The sequence below is a fragment of the Paenibacillus sp. P4_A7 genome (assembly GCF_056402455.1).
Map to the genome: position 1 here is coordinate 31992 of NZ_JBFUHJ010000001.1, position 18069 is coordinate 50060.

The 18069-nt window shown below is 43.7% G+C and carries 13 protein-coding genes and 1 riboswitch; of the genes, 3 read left to right on the top strand and 10 right to left on the bottom strand.

The genetic code is table 11. The annotated features are described in order from the left end of the window. Positions 1–243: 243 nt before the first annotated feature. From AC1DWN_RS00150 to AC1DWN_RS00165, 4 genes are all read right to left on the bottom strand, one after another. On the bottom strand, positions 244–1263 hold the full coding sequence (locus AC1DWN_RS00150; RefSeq protein WP_477556920.1) for a 5-oxoprolinase subunit C family protein: 1020 nt from the start codon (positions 1261–1263) through the stop codon (positions 244–246). Then, positions 1260–2027: a 5-oxoprolinase subunit PxpB gene (gene pxpB, locus AC1DWN_RS00155; protein WP_477556921.1), complete on the bottom strand. Its 768-nt coding sequence runs from the start codon at positions 2025–2027 to the stop codon at positions 1260–1262. The genes AC1DWN_RS00150 and pxpB overlap by 4 nt, the downstream gene beginning before the upstream one ends. A gap of 1 nt (position 2028) precedes the next feature. Next, positions 2029–2796, bottom strand: coding sequence for a LamB/YcsF family protein (locus AC1DWN_RS00160; RefSeq protein ID WP_477556922.1), 768 nt, complete (start codon positions 2794–2796; stop codon positions 2029–2031). A 97-nt stretch (positions 2797–2893) separates the two neighbouring features. Next, the gene (locus tag AC1DWN_RS00165) at positions 2894–4279 is read right to left on the bottom strand and encodes an NCS2 family permease (protein ID WP_477556923.1); all 1386 of its coding nucleotides are present in this window, start codon (positions 4277–4279) and stop codon (positions 2894–2896) included. 120 nt (positions 4280–4399) lie between these two features. Then, a riboswitch (purine riboswitch) is annotated at positions 4400–4500 on the bottom strand. Between the two features lie 270 nt (positions 4501–4770). Here AC1DWN_RS00165 and AC1DWN_RS00170 point away from each other — a divergent pair. From AC1DWN_RS00170 to AC1DWN_RS00180, 3 genes are all read left to right on the top strand, one after another. Next, on the top strand, positions 4771–4926 hold the full coding sequence (locus AC1DWN_RS00170; RefSeq protein ID WP_475812392.1) for a DUF1540 domain-containing protein: 156 nt from the start codon (positions 4771–4773) through the stop codon (positions 4924–4926). A gap of 292 nt (positions 4927–5218) precedes the next feature. Next, positions 5219–6586, top strand: a complete 1368-nt coding sequence (locus AC1DWN_RS00175; protein ID WP_477556924.1) for a dicarboxylate/amino acid:cation symporter — start codon at positions 5219–5221, stop codon at positions 6584–6586. Positions 6587–6723: 137 nt separating this feature from the next. Beyond that, complete coding sequence (locus tag AC1DWN_RS00180; protein WP_477556925.1) at positions 6724–7704, top strand: phosphotransferase; 981 nt, start codon at positions 6724–6726, stop codon at positions 7702–7704. A 550-nt stretch (positions 7705–8254) separates the two neighbouring features. Here AC1DWN_RS00180 and AC1DWN_RS00185 read toward each other — a convergent pair. From AC1DWN_RS00185 to AC1DWN_RS00210, 6 genes are all read right to left on the bottom strand, one after another. Then, entirely contained in the window at positions 8255–8416 is a 162-nt protein-coding gene (locus AC1DWN_RS00185) for a hypothetical protein (protein ID WP_477556926.1), read from the bottom strand. 694 nt (positions 8417–9110) lie between these two features. Further along, positions 9111–13778, bottom strand: coding sequence for an OmpL47-type beta-barrel domain-containing protein (locus tag AC1DWN_RS00190; protein WP_477556927.1), 4668 nt, complete (start codon positions 13776–13778; stop codon positions 9111–9113). 337 nt (positions 13779–14115) lie between these two features. Continuing rightward, complete coding sequence (locus AC1DWN_RS00195) at positions 14116–15483, bottom strand: extracellular solute-binding protein (RefSeq protein ID WP_477556928.1); 1368 nt, start codon at positions 15481–15483, stop codon at positions 14116–14118. Between the two features lie 329 nt (positions 15484–15812). Further along, the gene (locus AC1DWN_RS00200) at positions 15813–16499 is read right to left on the bottom strand and encodes a hypothetical protein (RefSeq protein WP_477556929.1); all 687 of its coding nucleotides are present in this window, start codon (positions 16497–16499) and stop codon (positions 15813–15815) included. Between the two features lie 354 nt (positions 16500–16853). Then, positions 16854–17333, bottom strand: coding sequence for a HEAT repeat domain-containing protein (locus tag AC1DWN_RS00205; protein ID WP_477556930.1), 480 nt, complete (start codon positions 17331–17333; stop codon positions 16854–16856). A 340-nt stretch (positions 17334–17673) separates the two neighbouring features. Further along, positions 17674–18069 (bottom strand): DUF6843 domain-containing protein, encoded by a 396-nt coding sequence (locus AC1DWN_RS00210; RefSeq protein ID WP_477556931.1) that lies wholly within the window; start codon positions 18067–18069, stop codon positions 17674–17676.

The following is an 18069-nucleotide window of genomic DNA, read 5'->3' on the forward strand; positions in this document are numbered from 1 at the left end:
TCACCGCGGCCGAGGCGAGCGTGAGCGTGCTCTCTGCGGGGCCGTTGCCTCGATCCTGCGCCCCGGCCACGCCGTGAGCTCCACCCCCGCCGTTTCCCGGACCAGCGATAATCGACTTAATCCCGCCTACCGTAAAGGTTCCCCGACCAGTAACACGATATTTCCGGCTTAGCCCCGTTTACGGTCATTTTATTTACTGAGGGAATATTCATTAATAATGAGGCTTACCTCATTTTAGCCCTTTTACTTATATTTCAAAGCAATCGCCATTTTCAATACGTTCAAATCACGCTCTCCTTCCAAATAAAGACGTTCCGCCTCTAGCAGCGTTACCTCCTCAAACCGAAAGGAATCACATGGTCTCAGCTGGGCGAATACGGGAATATCTACTGATGCAACCTGTGCGATTCGCAGATACCCGCCAGTGGTCTGCCTATCCGCAAGCAGTACGATCGGATTGCCATCTGGCGGCACCTGTACCGTTCCATTAGCAACAGCCTCCGACAGTATCTCCATCGGCGAATTCAGCAGCAGCTTCTCACCCTCTAACCGACAGCCCATCCGATCAGACTGCAACCCAATGCGATATGTTTTACTAAATACAGCCTGCCGGCTTTCGGGCGTAAACCTATTATAATGAGTACCTGGCATGGCGCGAATAATCGGTTCAGCAAAATTCCCTGCAATCGCAAAATGGCTCGCGTGCCAGTTGGGTGCTGCATAGCATCCAGATCCAAATCCCGCTCCAGCTTGCTCTGCCAGAAGCGCGCTCATTATCCGAGTAGACAGCTCATTAGGCTTGTTAATCAAAAGAACATCTCCTGCTTTCAATGTCCTTCCCTCAAATCCACCAATGACGCCGCGCAAATATGTGCTGCGGCTCCCCATAACTTCCGGCACGTCAAAGCCGCCCGCTACCGCTAAATAAGAGCGGCATCCAGACCGAGCTGCAGAAAATTTAATAACGACGCCCGCATCCGCAAGGACAGGCCTCCATAATGGCAGCGGCTGTCCATTTATGGTAACGGACATATCACCGCCACATACCGCTATTACGACAGCCTCTTGAATAAGCAGCTCCGTGCCAATTAGCGTCATTTCCAAGACAGCTTCAACTCCGTCATTGCCAACCAAGTAATTGGCTGCGCGTGCAGCCCCTGTATCCATTACTCCCGCCGCCACAACACCATATTGTTGAAAATGATATCTCCCTAAATCCTGTATGGTCGTGAGCAAGCCTGGCCGGATCACTTTGATGCTCATAGCTCACTATCACCATCCAAATAGAGATCATATTGTTCCTTCGTTATCGGCATGAATTTCACATAATCTCCTGCTCTTAGCAAGCTTGGAATAGACTGCTCCGGACGGAATAGCTCCAGCGGTGTCCTGCCAATCAGCTGCCATCCTCCGGGAGTTGAAATTGGATAGATGCCTGTCTGCCCGCCGGCAATTCCTACACTTCCTCGCGGAATAACTGTTCGCGGCGTTACATGACGAGGCGCTGCAATGCGCTCTGACATTCCACTCAAATAAGGGAAACCTGGCGCAAAGCCAATCATACAAACTAAGTATGTGCCGCCGCTATGTATCGTTATAACTTCTTCCTCACTCATTCCGTTATGCTCCGCTACAAAAGCAAGATCCTCGCCGAAATGCCCGCCGTAGCAGACTGGAATTTCAATTATTCTTCGTTCCACATCCGCGTCTGAAAGCTTGAGCTGCGAAAGCACCGTCTGCAGGCGCCCGCATACTGTTTCATAAACAGTAACATGCTCCCACTCCATAGGAAGACGACTTTTCAGCACCTCAAACGGATTATAATGAACAGTAACCGATATGAATGCAGGTACACATTCTATCATTCCGCGAAATGGTCTTTGCTCCAAATAAGAGATTATAGCAGTCACTTTTCGTTGGAGCGACTCTTCCATCACTTCGCCTAAGCGAATGATAACGGCAGCATCGCCTAGAGGAAGTAATTCATATTCGAGAGCACTATGCGATAAAGGAAATGGATTTTTCAAGTCATCCCTCCGCTTTTTGCACAGAAATTCCTGCATGTTTAAACGCTGTTCTCAGCCCAATAATATGCTCCATTGCATGCGGTGTATCACCATGCACGCAAATCGTATCTGCCTTCAAGCCAATATCGGTCCCTTGCCTTGTTCGAACGATTCCATCCTTAACGATTCGTACAGCTTGCTCTGCCACAAGTATAGGATCAATGATTACAGCTCCGCTCATCCCGCGCGCTGTAAGCGTTCCGTCCGCTTCATAGGAGCGGTCCGCAAATACCTCATTAACCGTACGCAGGCCGATTTTCTCACCTGCCCTAATGAGCTCGCTGCCCGCAAGACCAAACAATAGAAGCTGCGGATCGACTTTATAAACCGCTTCTACGATTGCATTGGCAAGAGGTTTGCTTTGAGCCGCCATATTATAGAGAGCACCATGAGGCTTCACATGCACCAATACTCCACCCTCTGACTTCGCAAATGCCGATACCGCTCCAATTTGATAAACGGTCATATCATACGCTTCCTGAGGCGTAATCTCCATAACACGCCGACCAAACCCCGCCAAGTCGGGAAGCCCGGGGTGCGCGCCTATCGCGACATGATGTTCAATCGCCAATCGAACCGTTGTCCGTATCGTCGCGGCGTCACCTGCATGAAACCCGCATGCAATATTGGCAGAAGTAATATGCTTCATTATTTCAATGTCCGAGCCTGGCTGGTACACCCCGAAGCCTTCTCCCATATCGCAATTCAAATCAATTCGAAGCAACTTCATCACCTGCCTTCCTACAATACTTATAAGTACTTATATAACAAAAAAAGCAGCGCCGGTCCAGCGCTGCTTTCTCATCTTATACTGTTAATTGTCCGTTCTATTCGCCGCCCATAAATACATATCGGCCAATAATAAGCACCGCTAAAATCCACATCAACCAATGAACCTTGTACTTACCTTTACCCRATACATTTGCAACCGTTGCAAGCAATACGTACGATACGATACCGAACGAAATACCGTTAGCAATGTTGTACGTAAATGGCATGAATGCAAGCGTCAAGAACGACGGAATCGCATAAACCATATCAGAGAAATCAATTTCTTTAACCGATTGCATCATCAGAACGCCTACAATAATAAGCGCCGCTGCTGTTGCCGCTCCCGGAACGAGTGCTACAATCGGTGAAATGAAAATCGCAAGCAAGAAGCAAACGCCAGTCGTTACTGCAGTCAGACCCGTACGTCCGCCTTGCGCGATACCGGACGAGCTTTCTACGAAAGCTGTTACTGTACTTGTACCAAGCATTGCGCCGCCGCTAACGCCGATAGCATCAACGAACATCGCTTTACCAATACGTTTCTTGCCTTCTTCTGGGTCTTTCATATATCCAGCGCGTGTCGCCGTACCTACAAGCGTACCGAAGGTATCAAACAATTCAACGAATGTAAAGGTAAGAATAACGGTTACGAGACCTACCTCGAACACACCCGCAAAGTCAAAGTGCCAGAAGTTGATTGTGGAGAAGTCTGGTACCCATGTTTGGCCAGTGAATGCAGCTTTAACATCAACCTGACCGGAAATAATTCCGATAACCGTTGTGCCAAGAATACCGAACAAAATCGCGCCTGGTACACGAAGCACCATTAGTACGCCAATCAAAAGCAAAGCAACAACCGTTAATACAACTGTGCCATCGTGGAAGCTGCCAAGCTGCATAACCGTTTCTGGACCGCTCACTGGTGTAAAAGCGCCTGCTTTAATGTCAGTGAAGCTTGAAACTGCAATTGTCATAATTCCGCTGTTTTTCAAACCGATAACGGTAATGAACAAGCCAATACCGACAGTAATCGCATGCTTCAGACTGTCAGGAACAGCTGTAATGAGCATTTGACGAATTTGTGTAAGCGTTAGAATAATGAAGATAATACCTGAAATAAATACAGCTGTCAGACCCATAGCTGGTGAAATGGGAGAATCCGTCGCCGCCGAAGCGATAATGACAGAAGCAAAATACGCATTTAACCCCATGCCCGGCGCAAGCGCTACTGGGAAGTTAATGAACAAACCCATCGCGATTGTGAAAATACCGGCAGAAAGCGCCGTAGCTAGAAATACGGCTGTCCAGTCAAGACCTGCTGGAGTAAGTATGATTGGATTGACGGCCAATATGTATGCCATCGTCATGAAAGTCGTCAGCCCCGCCATAATCTCTGTTCTGACATTTGTTCCGTGTTCCTTTAAGCGAAAGAAACGTTCCATTTTGATTTCTACCTCCCAAAATTGTGGTGGAACAAACAAAGAAGCCTAGAAAAAAATGCGAATATCGCATCTCTCCTAGGCTCTGCAAAAAGGGGAAAAGTAAACTTGCAGGACCGATGCAAGCTTTTCCGCCAATTTCGTAGCCAGGTCATTTACGGTGACCGAGTAGAGACTCTCAAGCCGATTCTTGAGATTATACGAAAAGATATGCTGTTGTTGTTTTCCGTTTTTAATATTAAAGAGAATATGTCTGTTTTGTCAACAACTTTCGCAAATTACACGAACATTATTGGCATTAATTCTCCAAAATATTCGCATTTTACGCAAGAGGCTGTGACTATCCTCCTATTACACTTGAAAAAAACGGGGCAAATAAGCTTTATGCGCTATTTGATAAACGAGTGAGCTCAGAGGAGTCTGTCGATATATTGTGGCTGTTAAATGTATAAAGCCATCATCTTCGACCATCCTAAAGATAGGAGGTGAAAACAATGGCTAAAGATGTACTTTGCGAAGTAAACTCATGTAAGTATTGGGCACCAGGCAATGCTTGTAACGCTTCATCGATTTACGTTGTGAACAATCGTAATAGACAAGCTTCAGATTCAGGGGAAACGGATTGCAAAACCTTCGAACCGAAAATTTAGGGTTTTCGTTCGAGATTATAGCTTATGGATTAAGGATTAGGCATCCTTCGGGATGCCTTTTGCCTTTGTAATAACTTTCTGTCTGTATTATAACCTAATATGAGAATTATTATCACTGAGCTGACATTTTTATTTTCATTAATTAGTTAGTTAGCTGATCGCGAGAATTTTATCGGATATAAAATTTAATACTCATTCATAAGTTTAAAATAACATTTGACATTTACTATTGATGTCTGTAAATTGAATTTGTAATTCATATAAATTTGATGGGCTTAGGGGGAATTGAGTGATGGATAAAATTGATAACAATTTACTTTTAGCTATTGAAACAAACTGGTTCAGCTTTGTCACTGCTATGTTTGTATTCGCAATTCTATATTTCTTGGCACGTAAAAGAGTCGGATTCGGTACACGGGTGCTTATCGGACTCGCAATTGGTATAGCTGTAGGCATTTTCTTTCAGAGTCTGGAAAACTTCGAGTATAAAGCAATCACCACATTCGGCAGCATCTATGTCAGCCTGATTCGGATGCTTGTTATTCCGCTTGTGTTCGTACTTGTACTGAACAGTATCTCTTCCTTAACAAGCCTGGATTACTTACGCAAAATCGGCTTCAAAACATTCGCCTGGTTCCTTGGAACAACCGCTGTTGCTTCAATAATCGGTTTATCGGTTGCTCTACTAATGAATCCGGGAAAGGGCATTCAACAAGCCGTGCCTGAGGGCTTCACTGCGCGTGAAATCCCTACTTTCTCAGAAGTTATATTGGACCTTGTACCGTCAAATCCATTCAATGAAGCTGCTACTGGAAAAGTCGTACCATTGCTTATTTTCGCCATTTTCTTAGCGGTTGCCATCATTAAAGTAGGCTCTAAAAATGCTGAAGCCGTAAAGCCTGTACGTGATGTTATTCAATCGTTAACACAAATTCTGCATCAGGTTGTAAAATTTGTTATCCGCTTGACTCCTTATGGTGTGTTCGCGCTAATTGCCGGAATGACGGCCCGTTATGGCTGGGATACTCTGCAAGAACTCGGCAGCGTGATCATCACCTCCTATGTAGCCATGATTATACATTTCGTCCTTGTGTTTGGTGGTCTCGTGCTGTTTGTGGCGAAGGTTAATCCTCTTCGTTTCTTCCGCAAAATCTACCCGACAATTGCTGTCGCATTTACGACTCGAAGCAGCTATGCAACGCTTCCAGTCAATTTAGAAGTCATTACGAAGCGTCTGCATGTCTCTCCTCGAATTGCAAGCTTCGTAGCTCCGCTAGGCGCATCCGTCAACTTCAACGCTTGCGGCGGCATATGGCCAGCTATTGTTGCTGTATTTACGGCACAAGTGTTTGACATCACCCTAACAGGGACAGATTATATTATCCTCGTCTTAGTTAGCGTTATCTCTTCGATTGGTGTTGCCGGTGTACCAGGACCTGCTGTTATATCTACGACTGTCGTGTTAACGGCGCTCGGTTTACCACTCGAAGGAATTGGCATCGTAGCGGGCATAGAAGCACTCATCGATATGGGCCGTACTGCCGTGAATGCAACAGGAACAACGGTTACTTCTCTACTCGTTGCAAATTCTGAAGGTGAGTTTGATCGCGATGCATTCAATAAAAAAGATGAAGAAGATATCGTATTGAACGCTGTGTAAGGTAAGCATCATAAGGCCTCTCCTTTTTGGGTTGAGGTCTTTGCTTTGTTCAGGCATATTGTTTTATAACTGTTTTTTACCTACTTTTAAGGTTCCGGAAATTATATGATGGAGCTAAAAAGTTAAGAGGTAACATTATGTACAATCAACCGACTGCTTTACGTTCTGTTGTAGACCCTAGATATTTGGCGTATTATTTGAGTGATCAATATGACATCGGACAATGGAGTGAATGTTTATATTGGCTTAGAGGGTTAAATGATACCTATAGATTGCGTACTTCTCAAGGATTTTATATCATTCGTGTGTACCGTCAGGAGATCAAGGAAAGCGATGTTTCCTACGAGCTATCCTTATTAAATCAACTAAAAGCTCAATTAAACTCCGAACATACTAAGGTAGCTGAACCAATCGTAAAAAAAGACGGCAGCTGGTATACCGTACTGGATGCTGCGGAAGGTAAACGAATCGCTGTCGTTTTTCGCTATATTGAGGGTACAGAGAACGGACTGCAGGATGAGGAGTCATGTTTTGCATTCGGCCAGTCTGCTGCTGAACTACACGCAGCAATGGACCAAGTCGCTGTAGATCAACCTCGTTATGACTTAGATACTCATTTTCTGATTGATCAATCATTAGATCGAATTGTAAACTACATTGGCGAGATGCACGAAGCTACACGTTTTCTACAGCAATTTGCTTGTAATCTAAAAGAACGGATAGTCGCTGCTGCTAAACAAGGATTGGATTGGGGCATATGCCACGGTGATATGCATGGAAATAATAATGCAATAGAGGAAAATAAATATTTTACTCATCTCGATTTTGAATGGTCTGCAAAAGGCTGGCGTGCCTATGACCTCGCACAAGTCCGAGCCAGGAAACGGCAGCATGCGGATAAGCAAGAACCGCTTTGGAATGCTGTTATGTCGGGATATAGATCGATTCGAGCATTTTCAGCCCAAGATGAATTGGCGGTTGAACTGTTTGTACTAGCTCGAAGGTTTTGGGTGATGGGTCTTGATGTTGCTTTTATCAGTGATAACGGTGCCATTGATTATAACGAGGACTGGTTGGAAGGTTTTATTAGTGAGTTTCGTAAAAGTCATATTGTATAGTCTAAAAGCTGGCACCGGTACTCGATCGGTGTCAGCTTTCTTATTTTAATAATACCAACTCTTTATCATTCCTAGCGCTCAAATGAATGGCTACGATATCTTTTGCTGGTTTATATTTTCATTCAAACATCATTTCCAATTCTTTATTAATCGATCTACAATTAATTCGGAAATATAAACACTAACAGCAATAAACAATCCAATAATAATTGATTTCGTCATAATACCTCCCAAATAAATCATATAGGAGATACTGACAATAATATGAACGATGATAAGAATAGGTTTACTCGTAATTTTTATTGTATTTAACACTAATTTCGAAATGATGCATAACACTACGCCTATTCCTAACAAAAGTGAAAAGCCTAAACCGAACATAATAAAGTAATACAATTTTGAATACATAATTGCAGATAAAACACTTGAAATAAACGTTGCCATAAACATCTCAAGTAAAATTTTTTTAATTAGTTTCATAGGAAAGTGTCCTTTTGTTGTTCTATTGTTATATAAATTTTCAAATCCGCCAATCCCTTATGGTTAAAATTCAAAAAGAACTTTTTATTTTATTAACACCAACCAAATCGTATCGAGTTACGTGAAGGATCAAAGCTTCCTCTTCTGTTAACTCCTTTCCTAGCTCTTTTTCATTGAATAAAATAATCCCGTTAGTTGATTGTATAGCACTATATTTTTTTTCTTTACTCATATCGTCTGCTAGATGCTCCCAATCAATGGGCTAATTAGTGCCTGAGTAATGAAATGGCCCAAATAAACAATAGTAAAATGGCTTAATTGTCCGCGAGGTACCCCTAAAATTCAAGCTTCCATAAAAAGCAGGAGTGAAGCAGCAAAGAACACGGATATATCGTTTGTGGAAGGTAGAAAATCACACTACAGATTCCAGAGAGAACAATATACTAGACCTAAGTAGTAACTTCAAATTTAACTATTCTATTATTTCTCTTTTGAGTGAAATTAAGACCCTGTGAGGCTTCAACATGATCATAAGAAAAAGGGCGTTCTTAACTCCCGAAGAGCGGGAGCGCTGAACGTCCTCTTACTGATTGAAGGCCGAAGACTAGTCGAGCTTATCTTTCAACTCACCGATCTTCTCCTGCGCTTCACCCTTAGCTTTAGAAACATTGCCTTTTACTTTATCACTTAGTCCTGAATCAGCCATGTGTTCTCAGCTCCTTTGTATGGTATATCCATATATCCCCCTATCAAGCAAGGATTCAAACAGGATCTTGCGAACCTGGCTAGCTCCGCTTCTGATCGCATTCAAGATTCTAAGCTGATTGAGTAGCTGCTGCGAGACACAAACAGAGCGGGATGCTTGATATTGTACAAGCATCCCGCTCTGTTCTTATGGGTTATTAGGAAGCTACCACCTCGGAATATTACTTTCCGATTTTGATCTCTCCGGATAGCTCCGCTGTTAGATTAATCAGAGGGTCACCTGTAGGTTCATTTCCGTTCCAAACCTGGATGGATACGGCTTCTTTTTGTCCTTTTCCACCCTCCGATATGATCAACCGCACGGTATAATCCTCACCATCTACTCTCTTCGTGCCTTGCAGATACGCGCTACCTTCAGAGACAATTACCCAATCCACAGCTGTTACATCCACATCAAAACCCTTCGGCTCAACGTGCATTCTCCATCTATCTTTCTTCTCCGGACTCAGCTTAACATCGAAATGCAATTTGTTCCCGATGCGCCCGAACATATTGTCAGCCGGCAAATGGATAAAGCCATTAATCTTCACTTCTATGTCAGTCTTATTATTTACTGCCACGTCGGTAACCGCAGACGCGTTCATATAGTACCCATTCTCCACAAGCTCCGTACGAACTTCGTACAACCCTGCAGGCAACGACACATTGACGGATACATTCCCTTGACTGTCGGTTCTATATATTTCCTGTAAACCTGGTACAACTACAGGCACTATTGAACCATCCATCCTAATGGACCGAACAATGAACCTGATCGGCAATCCATCTAGCTTGCCAAGACTTCCGTCCTGTTCTTGCTGTACTTGTGCGGCGAGAAGCAGAGTACCCGTCTCGACTGCCTGACGGTCACCCGTATAGGCTATGATTGCGTTCTCCTTACTCACCGTCAATTGTGCTGTGTTACTTGCACTACGCAGGAACTTGCTTTCATTCTGCATATGCACAGCGTTGATGACGTTATGCCCGTTGGTTGTATTAGTTGTACCGATTGCCACAGTGTACATTGCAGTTGCCTGCCCTTGCGCATCTGTTTGCGCCGTAGCCACAACCTCTTCGTTCACTTGGAACGTGATTGTTGCGTCGACTATAGGGGCACCGCTTCGATCCATTAACTTGGCATTAAGCTGCGTAGCGTCACTATATCCCCCCACCGCGTTGTCGACTGTAAGAATCGTGCTCGTATATAGGCTAAAATGGATCTCTCTTGTAGCAGTGTTACCGGCTTTGTCCACGGCCGTTACAGATAGTGTGTGAGCACCGGCTGCGGTTACGGCAGCACCTTCCACCCACGGCTCTCCATCCAGCAATACAGTCAACTGTTTCACACCGCTGCCTTGATCCGATACAGCTACGGTCGGCGTAACAGTGTCTGTATAATCTTTACCCTCAGCCACCCCGTCAATCGTAATGGTTGGAGCGGTTTGATCTGCCTGCACGGTTACAAGAGGTAATTCAATAGCTTTGCTTTTACCGAGACCGATCACATGTGCATAAACATTATAATTATGCGCACCTGCTGCAGGACCTGGAATCGTCACGGTTACTGGTGTATCCTCACCCGCACCGCTCGCTTGGGCCACTATGAGGTCTCCCTCTTTAACCACAATCGTCGAACCGTTCGTTGCAGTCACATTGAAAGTAATATCCGTTCCCTCGGTTATATTAGTAACAGGTTCTCTTCGCAACGTTAGCTCAGTGCGTTCCTCTGGGGCAACTACGGTAGCTACAGATGCATTGTCCACATAGGCGGATGCAACAAAAGCTGTTGCTCCAACCATAATCAATCGAATGAATTTGGCTCCAGCCGGTGCTGGAGTCGTAAGAGACATATTACCCCATTGATTAATCGTTGTCGTTACTTCCTTGCTCATCGTAATACCTGGAACGACTGCCATCTCTTTACCCGTTGCGTCATGGTAACGAACTTGCATAATGGGACGATTGGAAGAGCGGCCTGGTGGATTGCTGGTACGGAATACATCCATGGATGAAGTATATGTTCTTCCTCCAATCACAGGAACTAACCCAGAATCTACCGCTACCTCCAGAGCAGTCTCATTATCAAACAGCCGCAGGCTCTTGCTCCCGCTCTTCGCCTGATCCGATGAAACTTCAATAGCGGCTTGCTTGCCAACGTGAGTCTCTGGCTTGCGGATCGACCAGCCCGCGATCGTACCGTTCGCATTCAGCGGCTGCTCAAAGCCGGCATTCACTACATCAAGTTCCTGTGTTACAGGACCTGCTGGCGGAGCATCCGTTATCATCTTCTTATATACTTGGACATTATCAAAGTAGGAGGTGCCAATCCAAGCTAGTGAGCAGAATAAGACCAATTTGCCTGTCACCGCGCCTTCTGGCGCTATCGAACTGAATTCTGCTTGGGCCCACTGCCCGCTCGGGGACGTGAAGTAGTTCGCTGGTGCCGGCGTTAATTTGATTTCCTTCCCTTCCGAATCGTAATATCTCATCGCAAAAATGGTTCGTCCGCTGTTCAGGTAAATATCAGCTTTCCCTTTATACTCCAAACCCGGGGTGACTGGAAACGGAATAGAGATAACACCCGTTTCTGCTTCAATCGAAGTATCCGTGATCTTCAAGCTGCGGGTACCTTCGTTCGATTTCTCGTTCGTTACTTCATAATTTGCAGCACTCGTATGAGATGCAAGCCGTTCCCAACCTGGAATTGTACCATCTTGATTTACTTCCTCGAAGTTGCCATTCACTACAGGAACCTCCACATCGACGTAAGTTGGTGGATTACCTGGAGTTACAGTAATTTTCTTCAATATGGCTGCTTCGTTGTAGTAAATGTTGCCATCTTTTCCTACGACCATAAGGTTGGTCTTGGTTCCAGGAATGGTTACATGCGCCATTGTTTTGGGATCCACAACCGTTACGGTACTGCCTAGAGTCGTGTACAAGAAGCCATCTTTGTCCCAACGCAGTTTCACCGGAACCCAATAGTGACCGAATACCCAATTGGTCGAAATAATCTCTTTCTGTTTAACAATTTCATAAGTATCTGGATTCATTGCGAACAGGGTACCATAGGCAGCCCCCCATAATAATCCATCCGGACCGAACGACAATCCGCCTATTGCCTTTGGCTTTACCCCACCTGCCTGCTGAATAGGTGGAGTAAACTCTTTTATTACTTTCTTCGTTTTAACATCCCAAACAAACATTTTTGCTTCTGGCGCGCTTGGTTCTATTCCTAAGCCACCCCATACCGTGGTAGATCCATACAATAAACCCTCGCCTTTGACCGCACCCTTTCTGTACGCAAGCCCCATGATACTCTGGTTCTGTACGACATTTCGATGAGTTTCCCAGGTCGAACCGTCGTAGATCGTAAGAGCACCACCTAGTTCACCCAGTTTCGGGATGGTTCCATTGAATAACAAATCATCACCCGTTACCATCACGAATGGACGATCTTGTTGATCCTCAATATGATGAATGATCTTCGGATTAATATTCAGTTCTAGTGGAAGAGTTGTATCTAGCTCATGTATAAAACTAGCCGGGTATACTCCAAACATCATTTTGTTACCATATGGAGCCATTCCCTCAGCTTGCCCCATACTGAACAACTCTTTGGTACCAGTCTCGATGTTATAGCGCGCTCCATAAGCACCCAGATAACCAGAACTGTATAACAAACCTTCAGGACCTAACTCCAAGGATTGTATAGATACGGGTGTTCCAGGTACAACGGGTTCAAAAGTTTTTACAGTATTGGTCGTAAAGTTCAGTACCGAAATCCCGCCATTAGTTAAGACCGTAGCAAGTGATTTACCGGGAAGTTCAGGATCATTCATCTCAACCCATCCCGGTTGGCGAAGGTACGTAGAGAATTCAAGATTAGTCGGTGTAATTTCTCGCGTTTCCAGATCGAATGTCTGAATTTTCCCTTCCATGCCTAAATACACTTTTCCATCCAGCTCTGGCGAGACGTGCATCCCTCGGTAATATCTATCGAGATCTTCCACCGATGACCACTCGGGCAGCCAAGCTTGAGCATCCAAATCATAAATGAGCAATCTCTGTGAACTCAATAGAATAAACATATAATTTCGCACGATACTAATGGAATAAAGTTGCATAACTTTTTCTTCTGTATACTGCGGAACGTTTGGAAAAGGAATGAGTACTTTACTGCCGTCGTTCGGGTTGACTTTATACAATTCACCGACGGCTCCAGTACCTGCATACAGATACCCATCATAGTAAGCTACCGCTCTTATATAATCCTTGCCCTCTGAAATCCGGCCAAATACGGTGAGCTTGTTTGCGGTAGTGTCATATTTGAAAATACTGGCTGTCGGAAATGTACCTCCGTAAATATTGTCATGTTCATCAACTGAGAGTCCGTATAATTCGCTTGCACCTGCTATGCCTGCTAGTCTCTCTGCTTGTTTAGTGACAGGGGAGTAGCGGTATAGTCCATTTTTTGAACCCATATATACTTGCCCTTTAGAATCGATCACATGACTGTTTGAACTGCCCCCTTCAGGTAACGGAACAGTGCGGATCAAGCTGTAATTTTCCATATCCACTACGCTAAATAGTCCCGGATCACCTGTTACGGTTGTGTACATAACCTGCTTGCCATCCTCTACTCCAAAAACAGCATCTGACGCTTTAGGTGAGGTGACCATTGGACCAATATCTTCTGGCGAAGAGAATAGCAACGGAACTACGGGAGTTGGTGCCGCCTCGACCGTTGTTTGGGGCAAGATGGGAACGAATAATGATATTCCTAAAATAGCGACCAACATTTTGGTCATCAGTTTACGCGACTTTTTTACGACCTGTTTGGATAACATTTTCTCAGCTCCTTATATAAAGATCTAACACTGAATGGTGACGCTTACAGAACGAGACGGTTTTTTATACGTCCTTCCTCAAATTACGGGAACGAATCCGGGATCTACTGCAACCACGTCCTTATAATCATCCTCCCTAGTGTCCGTCTTGACTGAAAACGATTTCATCGTGGTTCATATGTAGTATATGTAACTTTGTATTCATAATAGCATATGCATTTTTTTAAGGTCAATTGGTTTTTTGTAGTTCCAAAAAAAATAAAAAAAAAGCCTGAGTGAAGGAATACACCTTCGCCCAGGCCTTTTTTTGCTTACTTCTGCATCAAATAAGCTCCTTTTACAACTTCAACTGTTTATTGAATAAACGAATTAATCCCTCTTCATCGACCAATTCGGAAAAGTACTGTCCCAAGCAACCGCCCAGTATCTGTATCTCATCAAAAGACAGCTGCAGACGATCATGAGTCGCATAGTGGGGAATAAGCTCCCTATGGAGCTCGAGTCGTGCAGGCTTGTTCGGTAGTTCAGGCTGAGTCGTCTCCGTCACCCATTTATTCGATGGCAGACTGAACGAATGACGTCGGATGAAGGTCTGACTTTCTTCGGACAGCAGGAATTCCGCGAAACACTTGGCCTCCTCCTTTTGAGCGGACATTGCTCCTACCGCAATGCCAGTGGTCAGAAGCTGCGTGTCATGGGAGCGGGATTTGGGAAGCTGGGCAATATCGAACGGAAACTCTGCATCCCTTAATTGATTCAAACGATAATAGGTTGTGAGAATAACCGAGACCTTTTGCTGCTTGAACAGTTTCTCCGCATCATGCTCCCCGAACGACATCACGAGCGGGAACATCCCCTCTTCATGAATCAGCTCACGAAGGAAGCGCAATAAACTAAGCGCATCCGGGTCGGTGAGTGACAGAAGCCCCTCTTCGTCTCTCTGGAACTTCGCTTGATTCTGCAAGAAGAAGATCGGCCAACGCGTATAGGAGGATATGTGAAAGTACAAGCCGAAGCGGTTGGGGGCAGCGACTTTGCCCAGTGCTTCGCGCAGATCCTGCCAATCCCAGCTGCTGTCCGGCTCGAACAGCCGACGCTGCTGGAAATGTTCTTTATTGTAACAAAGCACTACTGGAGAAAAGATAAACGGCCTCACGGCTACTGTTCCCTCATCGGTTGCGAATAAGGCATTCAGGAAAGGATACACCTCTTGCTGAGGAGTAAAGTGTTCGAGCACATGCAGATTCTTAAACTCTTGAAAATGTAAATAATCCGTGTGATTCAATGTAATCACGTCCACAATGCCTGACTGCAGCAGCTGTTTCGTGCTTTCTGCCTGAAAGTATGGCAGCTTTAACTGCTCTATCCTGATGGAAGGGTGAGCCTTCTCGAACCTTTCAATTAGCTCGCCTATATTCGCTTCCTCATACAGCGAAGGGTAAACGCCGAAGCGAACTACCTTCTGCTGAGGCCTCGCAGCTACCTGGGTGCCAACTCTAGGAAGCTTGATGATGAGCCCTTCCTCTCTCAGCTTCTCCAATATAATGCGTACGGAATTTTTACTGAGTTGGAATTGGTCCGCCAAAGCCGTCTCCGCTGGCAGAAAATCGCCGGGCTTGTAAGTTCCGCTCACAATGTTCCGACGTATGGAACTCAGCAGCTCATTCAATCGATTCTGAAATGTATTTCGGTCCGGTTTAGCCATCTTACCTGCTCCTTAAAGCATGATTTAAAATCTCTTTTATATTCCTGACAACTCCTGGTTCATATATAGTATACAAAAATGATAGAATGATTACCACAACGCATAATATATAAACCAGAGTCTATCATTTCTCATACTCTCAACGAAGAAGGCTGCCCCTAGCAGATTACTCTGCTTCGGGACAGCCCCCTGTTGAATAGATTCCACGAGTATATTCACCAAACAAACCATTAAAATCTCCTGAGGTAACTACTCCATCTTTGCTTTTTGTAATTGGATTAAATTTATATAGGTTGTTAAACGCTCCTCCATTTATACTTATATATCCCTCATACGCTGGAGAGTCCACTGCTATAATCATAACTCAGACCAGTGTACCCAAATAAGCTGTCTGGACCCGGCCAGTTCAAGTCGGACTTTTTACTATCCAACATAACACCAAATTCGTCATAGTGGTAGCGTGCAGACACACGTCCGTCTTTCTCCGCAAGTCCGATTGTACTGCCAAGGGCATCCAGCAAATAACAGAGCGTCTTAGGCTGTAAACCCGGTTCCGCACCGCCTTCGCCTGGGGTTTGTTCCCAACCGTTGTTCGCATCATAAGCTGGCAGATAGGTCATGCTCAGACGTTCGCCACCTGCACCGTACACATGCGATTGTTTCCACTTCGTGCTGTCTGCCTCCGTTACTCGCAGTGGTTCAGGCAGCGCTAAACTGACGTCATTGGTGTAGTAGAGTTCCCAATGCTTTTTCTTTTGCTGTTTCTCCCTACCATCACGTTGACCGCCCGGATGCATATCCGGATACTCTTCATCGGTCTGACCGCACTTCTTGGCTAACCCCAGCGGAACAAACCCAGGCGGCACTACATGGCAATTGGATGAACCATTGCCGTTCCAATTTCCGTTACTGTTACTGATTCCGTTGCCGTTGCCATTGCCATTACCGTTACAACTTTTGACGGATTTGCCGCTTGTATTATAGAGACGAGGGAATCTGTGGCTAACCTTTAACACATTGCCTTCCCTTTGTGAAATGTTCAGTTAAGTCCTGACAATATAATAGTCGGGCTATCCTTCCAATTAGTTGCGAAATAACTTTTTGGTAGTTGAGATAGAAAATAACGCAAGAAAACGAAGATAACAAAAAACAGGTCAATCATGGTGGTATCTGACCATAATCTACCTGTTAATCGCAACGTTATTGCGTTATTTAGGCTATAAAATTATTTTTTTTGTAAGTACAAACTAAATGAAAAGTTCTTTTGAGCTTAGCCACTCGATTCATTCGGCACTGGGTGGGGCTATTGCTAAAAAGACAAAAAGAAACCACATAGAGTATATACTCACATGTGGCTAGAAAAATAAGTCTTATTTTAACAATTCTAGTGCTTCTTCAAGAAGTTCATTTTCAGTATTCTTCAATTTCGATTCAATTATGTTTCTACATTCCTCTTTTTCATCGTATGAAAGTTTATCTGCAACAAGTTCAAACAATAAAAAAGATTGCATACTAACTTCGATACTAGTGTCATCAATAAAACTTGTTATAGTCCCTATATGAGCAATATAATCAAGATTTTCTAATGCATATAACAATGTCCCCCTACTTCCTTTAGTTTTAGAATTTATTAAAATTTCAATCAAAGGATCAACTGCTTCATTATTACCAATATCAGAAAGAGCAATAGCAATTTCATTTCTTAATAATTTGTCTTCTGTATTTTTTAAGTACTTTATTAATACAATCAAATATGCCTCATCTTTAGTTTCACCAATAAATTTAACTATCTTGATAGCATCTTCAATATTACCTTCATAGATATAACTTTCTAATTTTTGAATTATCACTAAACCACTCCCCTATTTAACTTTAGGTTTACCAATTAAAGTCCAGTAATCATAGATTGTTTTTATTTCATCCTTATTGTCGAAATTATTATGCTTTTCTTGCAAATATCTCTTTAGCAGCAATTACTTGAGCAATTTGATGATAACCTGCTACCAATGTGGATTGGATAAATGCTGACAGTTTCGGACGTTTGATATCCCATACCTTCCTCCTCAATAAATTCCGACCTATCATCCTACAAATAAGTCAATGCTTTAATCATTTATCTTATCGCTCTCAACAGTCAACAGATAATTAATAATTCTAATTATCAAATAAAAGTTTCCACCATCACCTTACTCACCTACCTGAATTATTTACAGTAAATAATTTACGTGTGCTCCCTCCACTTTTTTCCTGCCTAACATCAAATATTTCTTGATTAACGAACAATTCTTTTATTATTTTATTCTGTTTATTTACATAATAATAATTAACATCTCTCCAACCATATTCAGGCTCTGTGTTTGAGACAGATAATACTCCGCTCACAGGTATATAAAATAAAACTCTCCTATTAATCGAATTTATTTCCACCCCGTTAGGTTGGTTATATCTAATCTCAACTTCACCTTCAAAATCATTTGGAATAAAATATACATGATTAGGTTTAGTTAATTTAACAATTGTAAAAACTAGAAATAAGACGATCATCAGAATTGAAACAAAAAGTAGCCCCTTCTTAATATCCTCCAC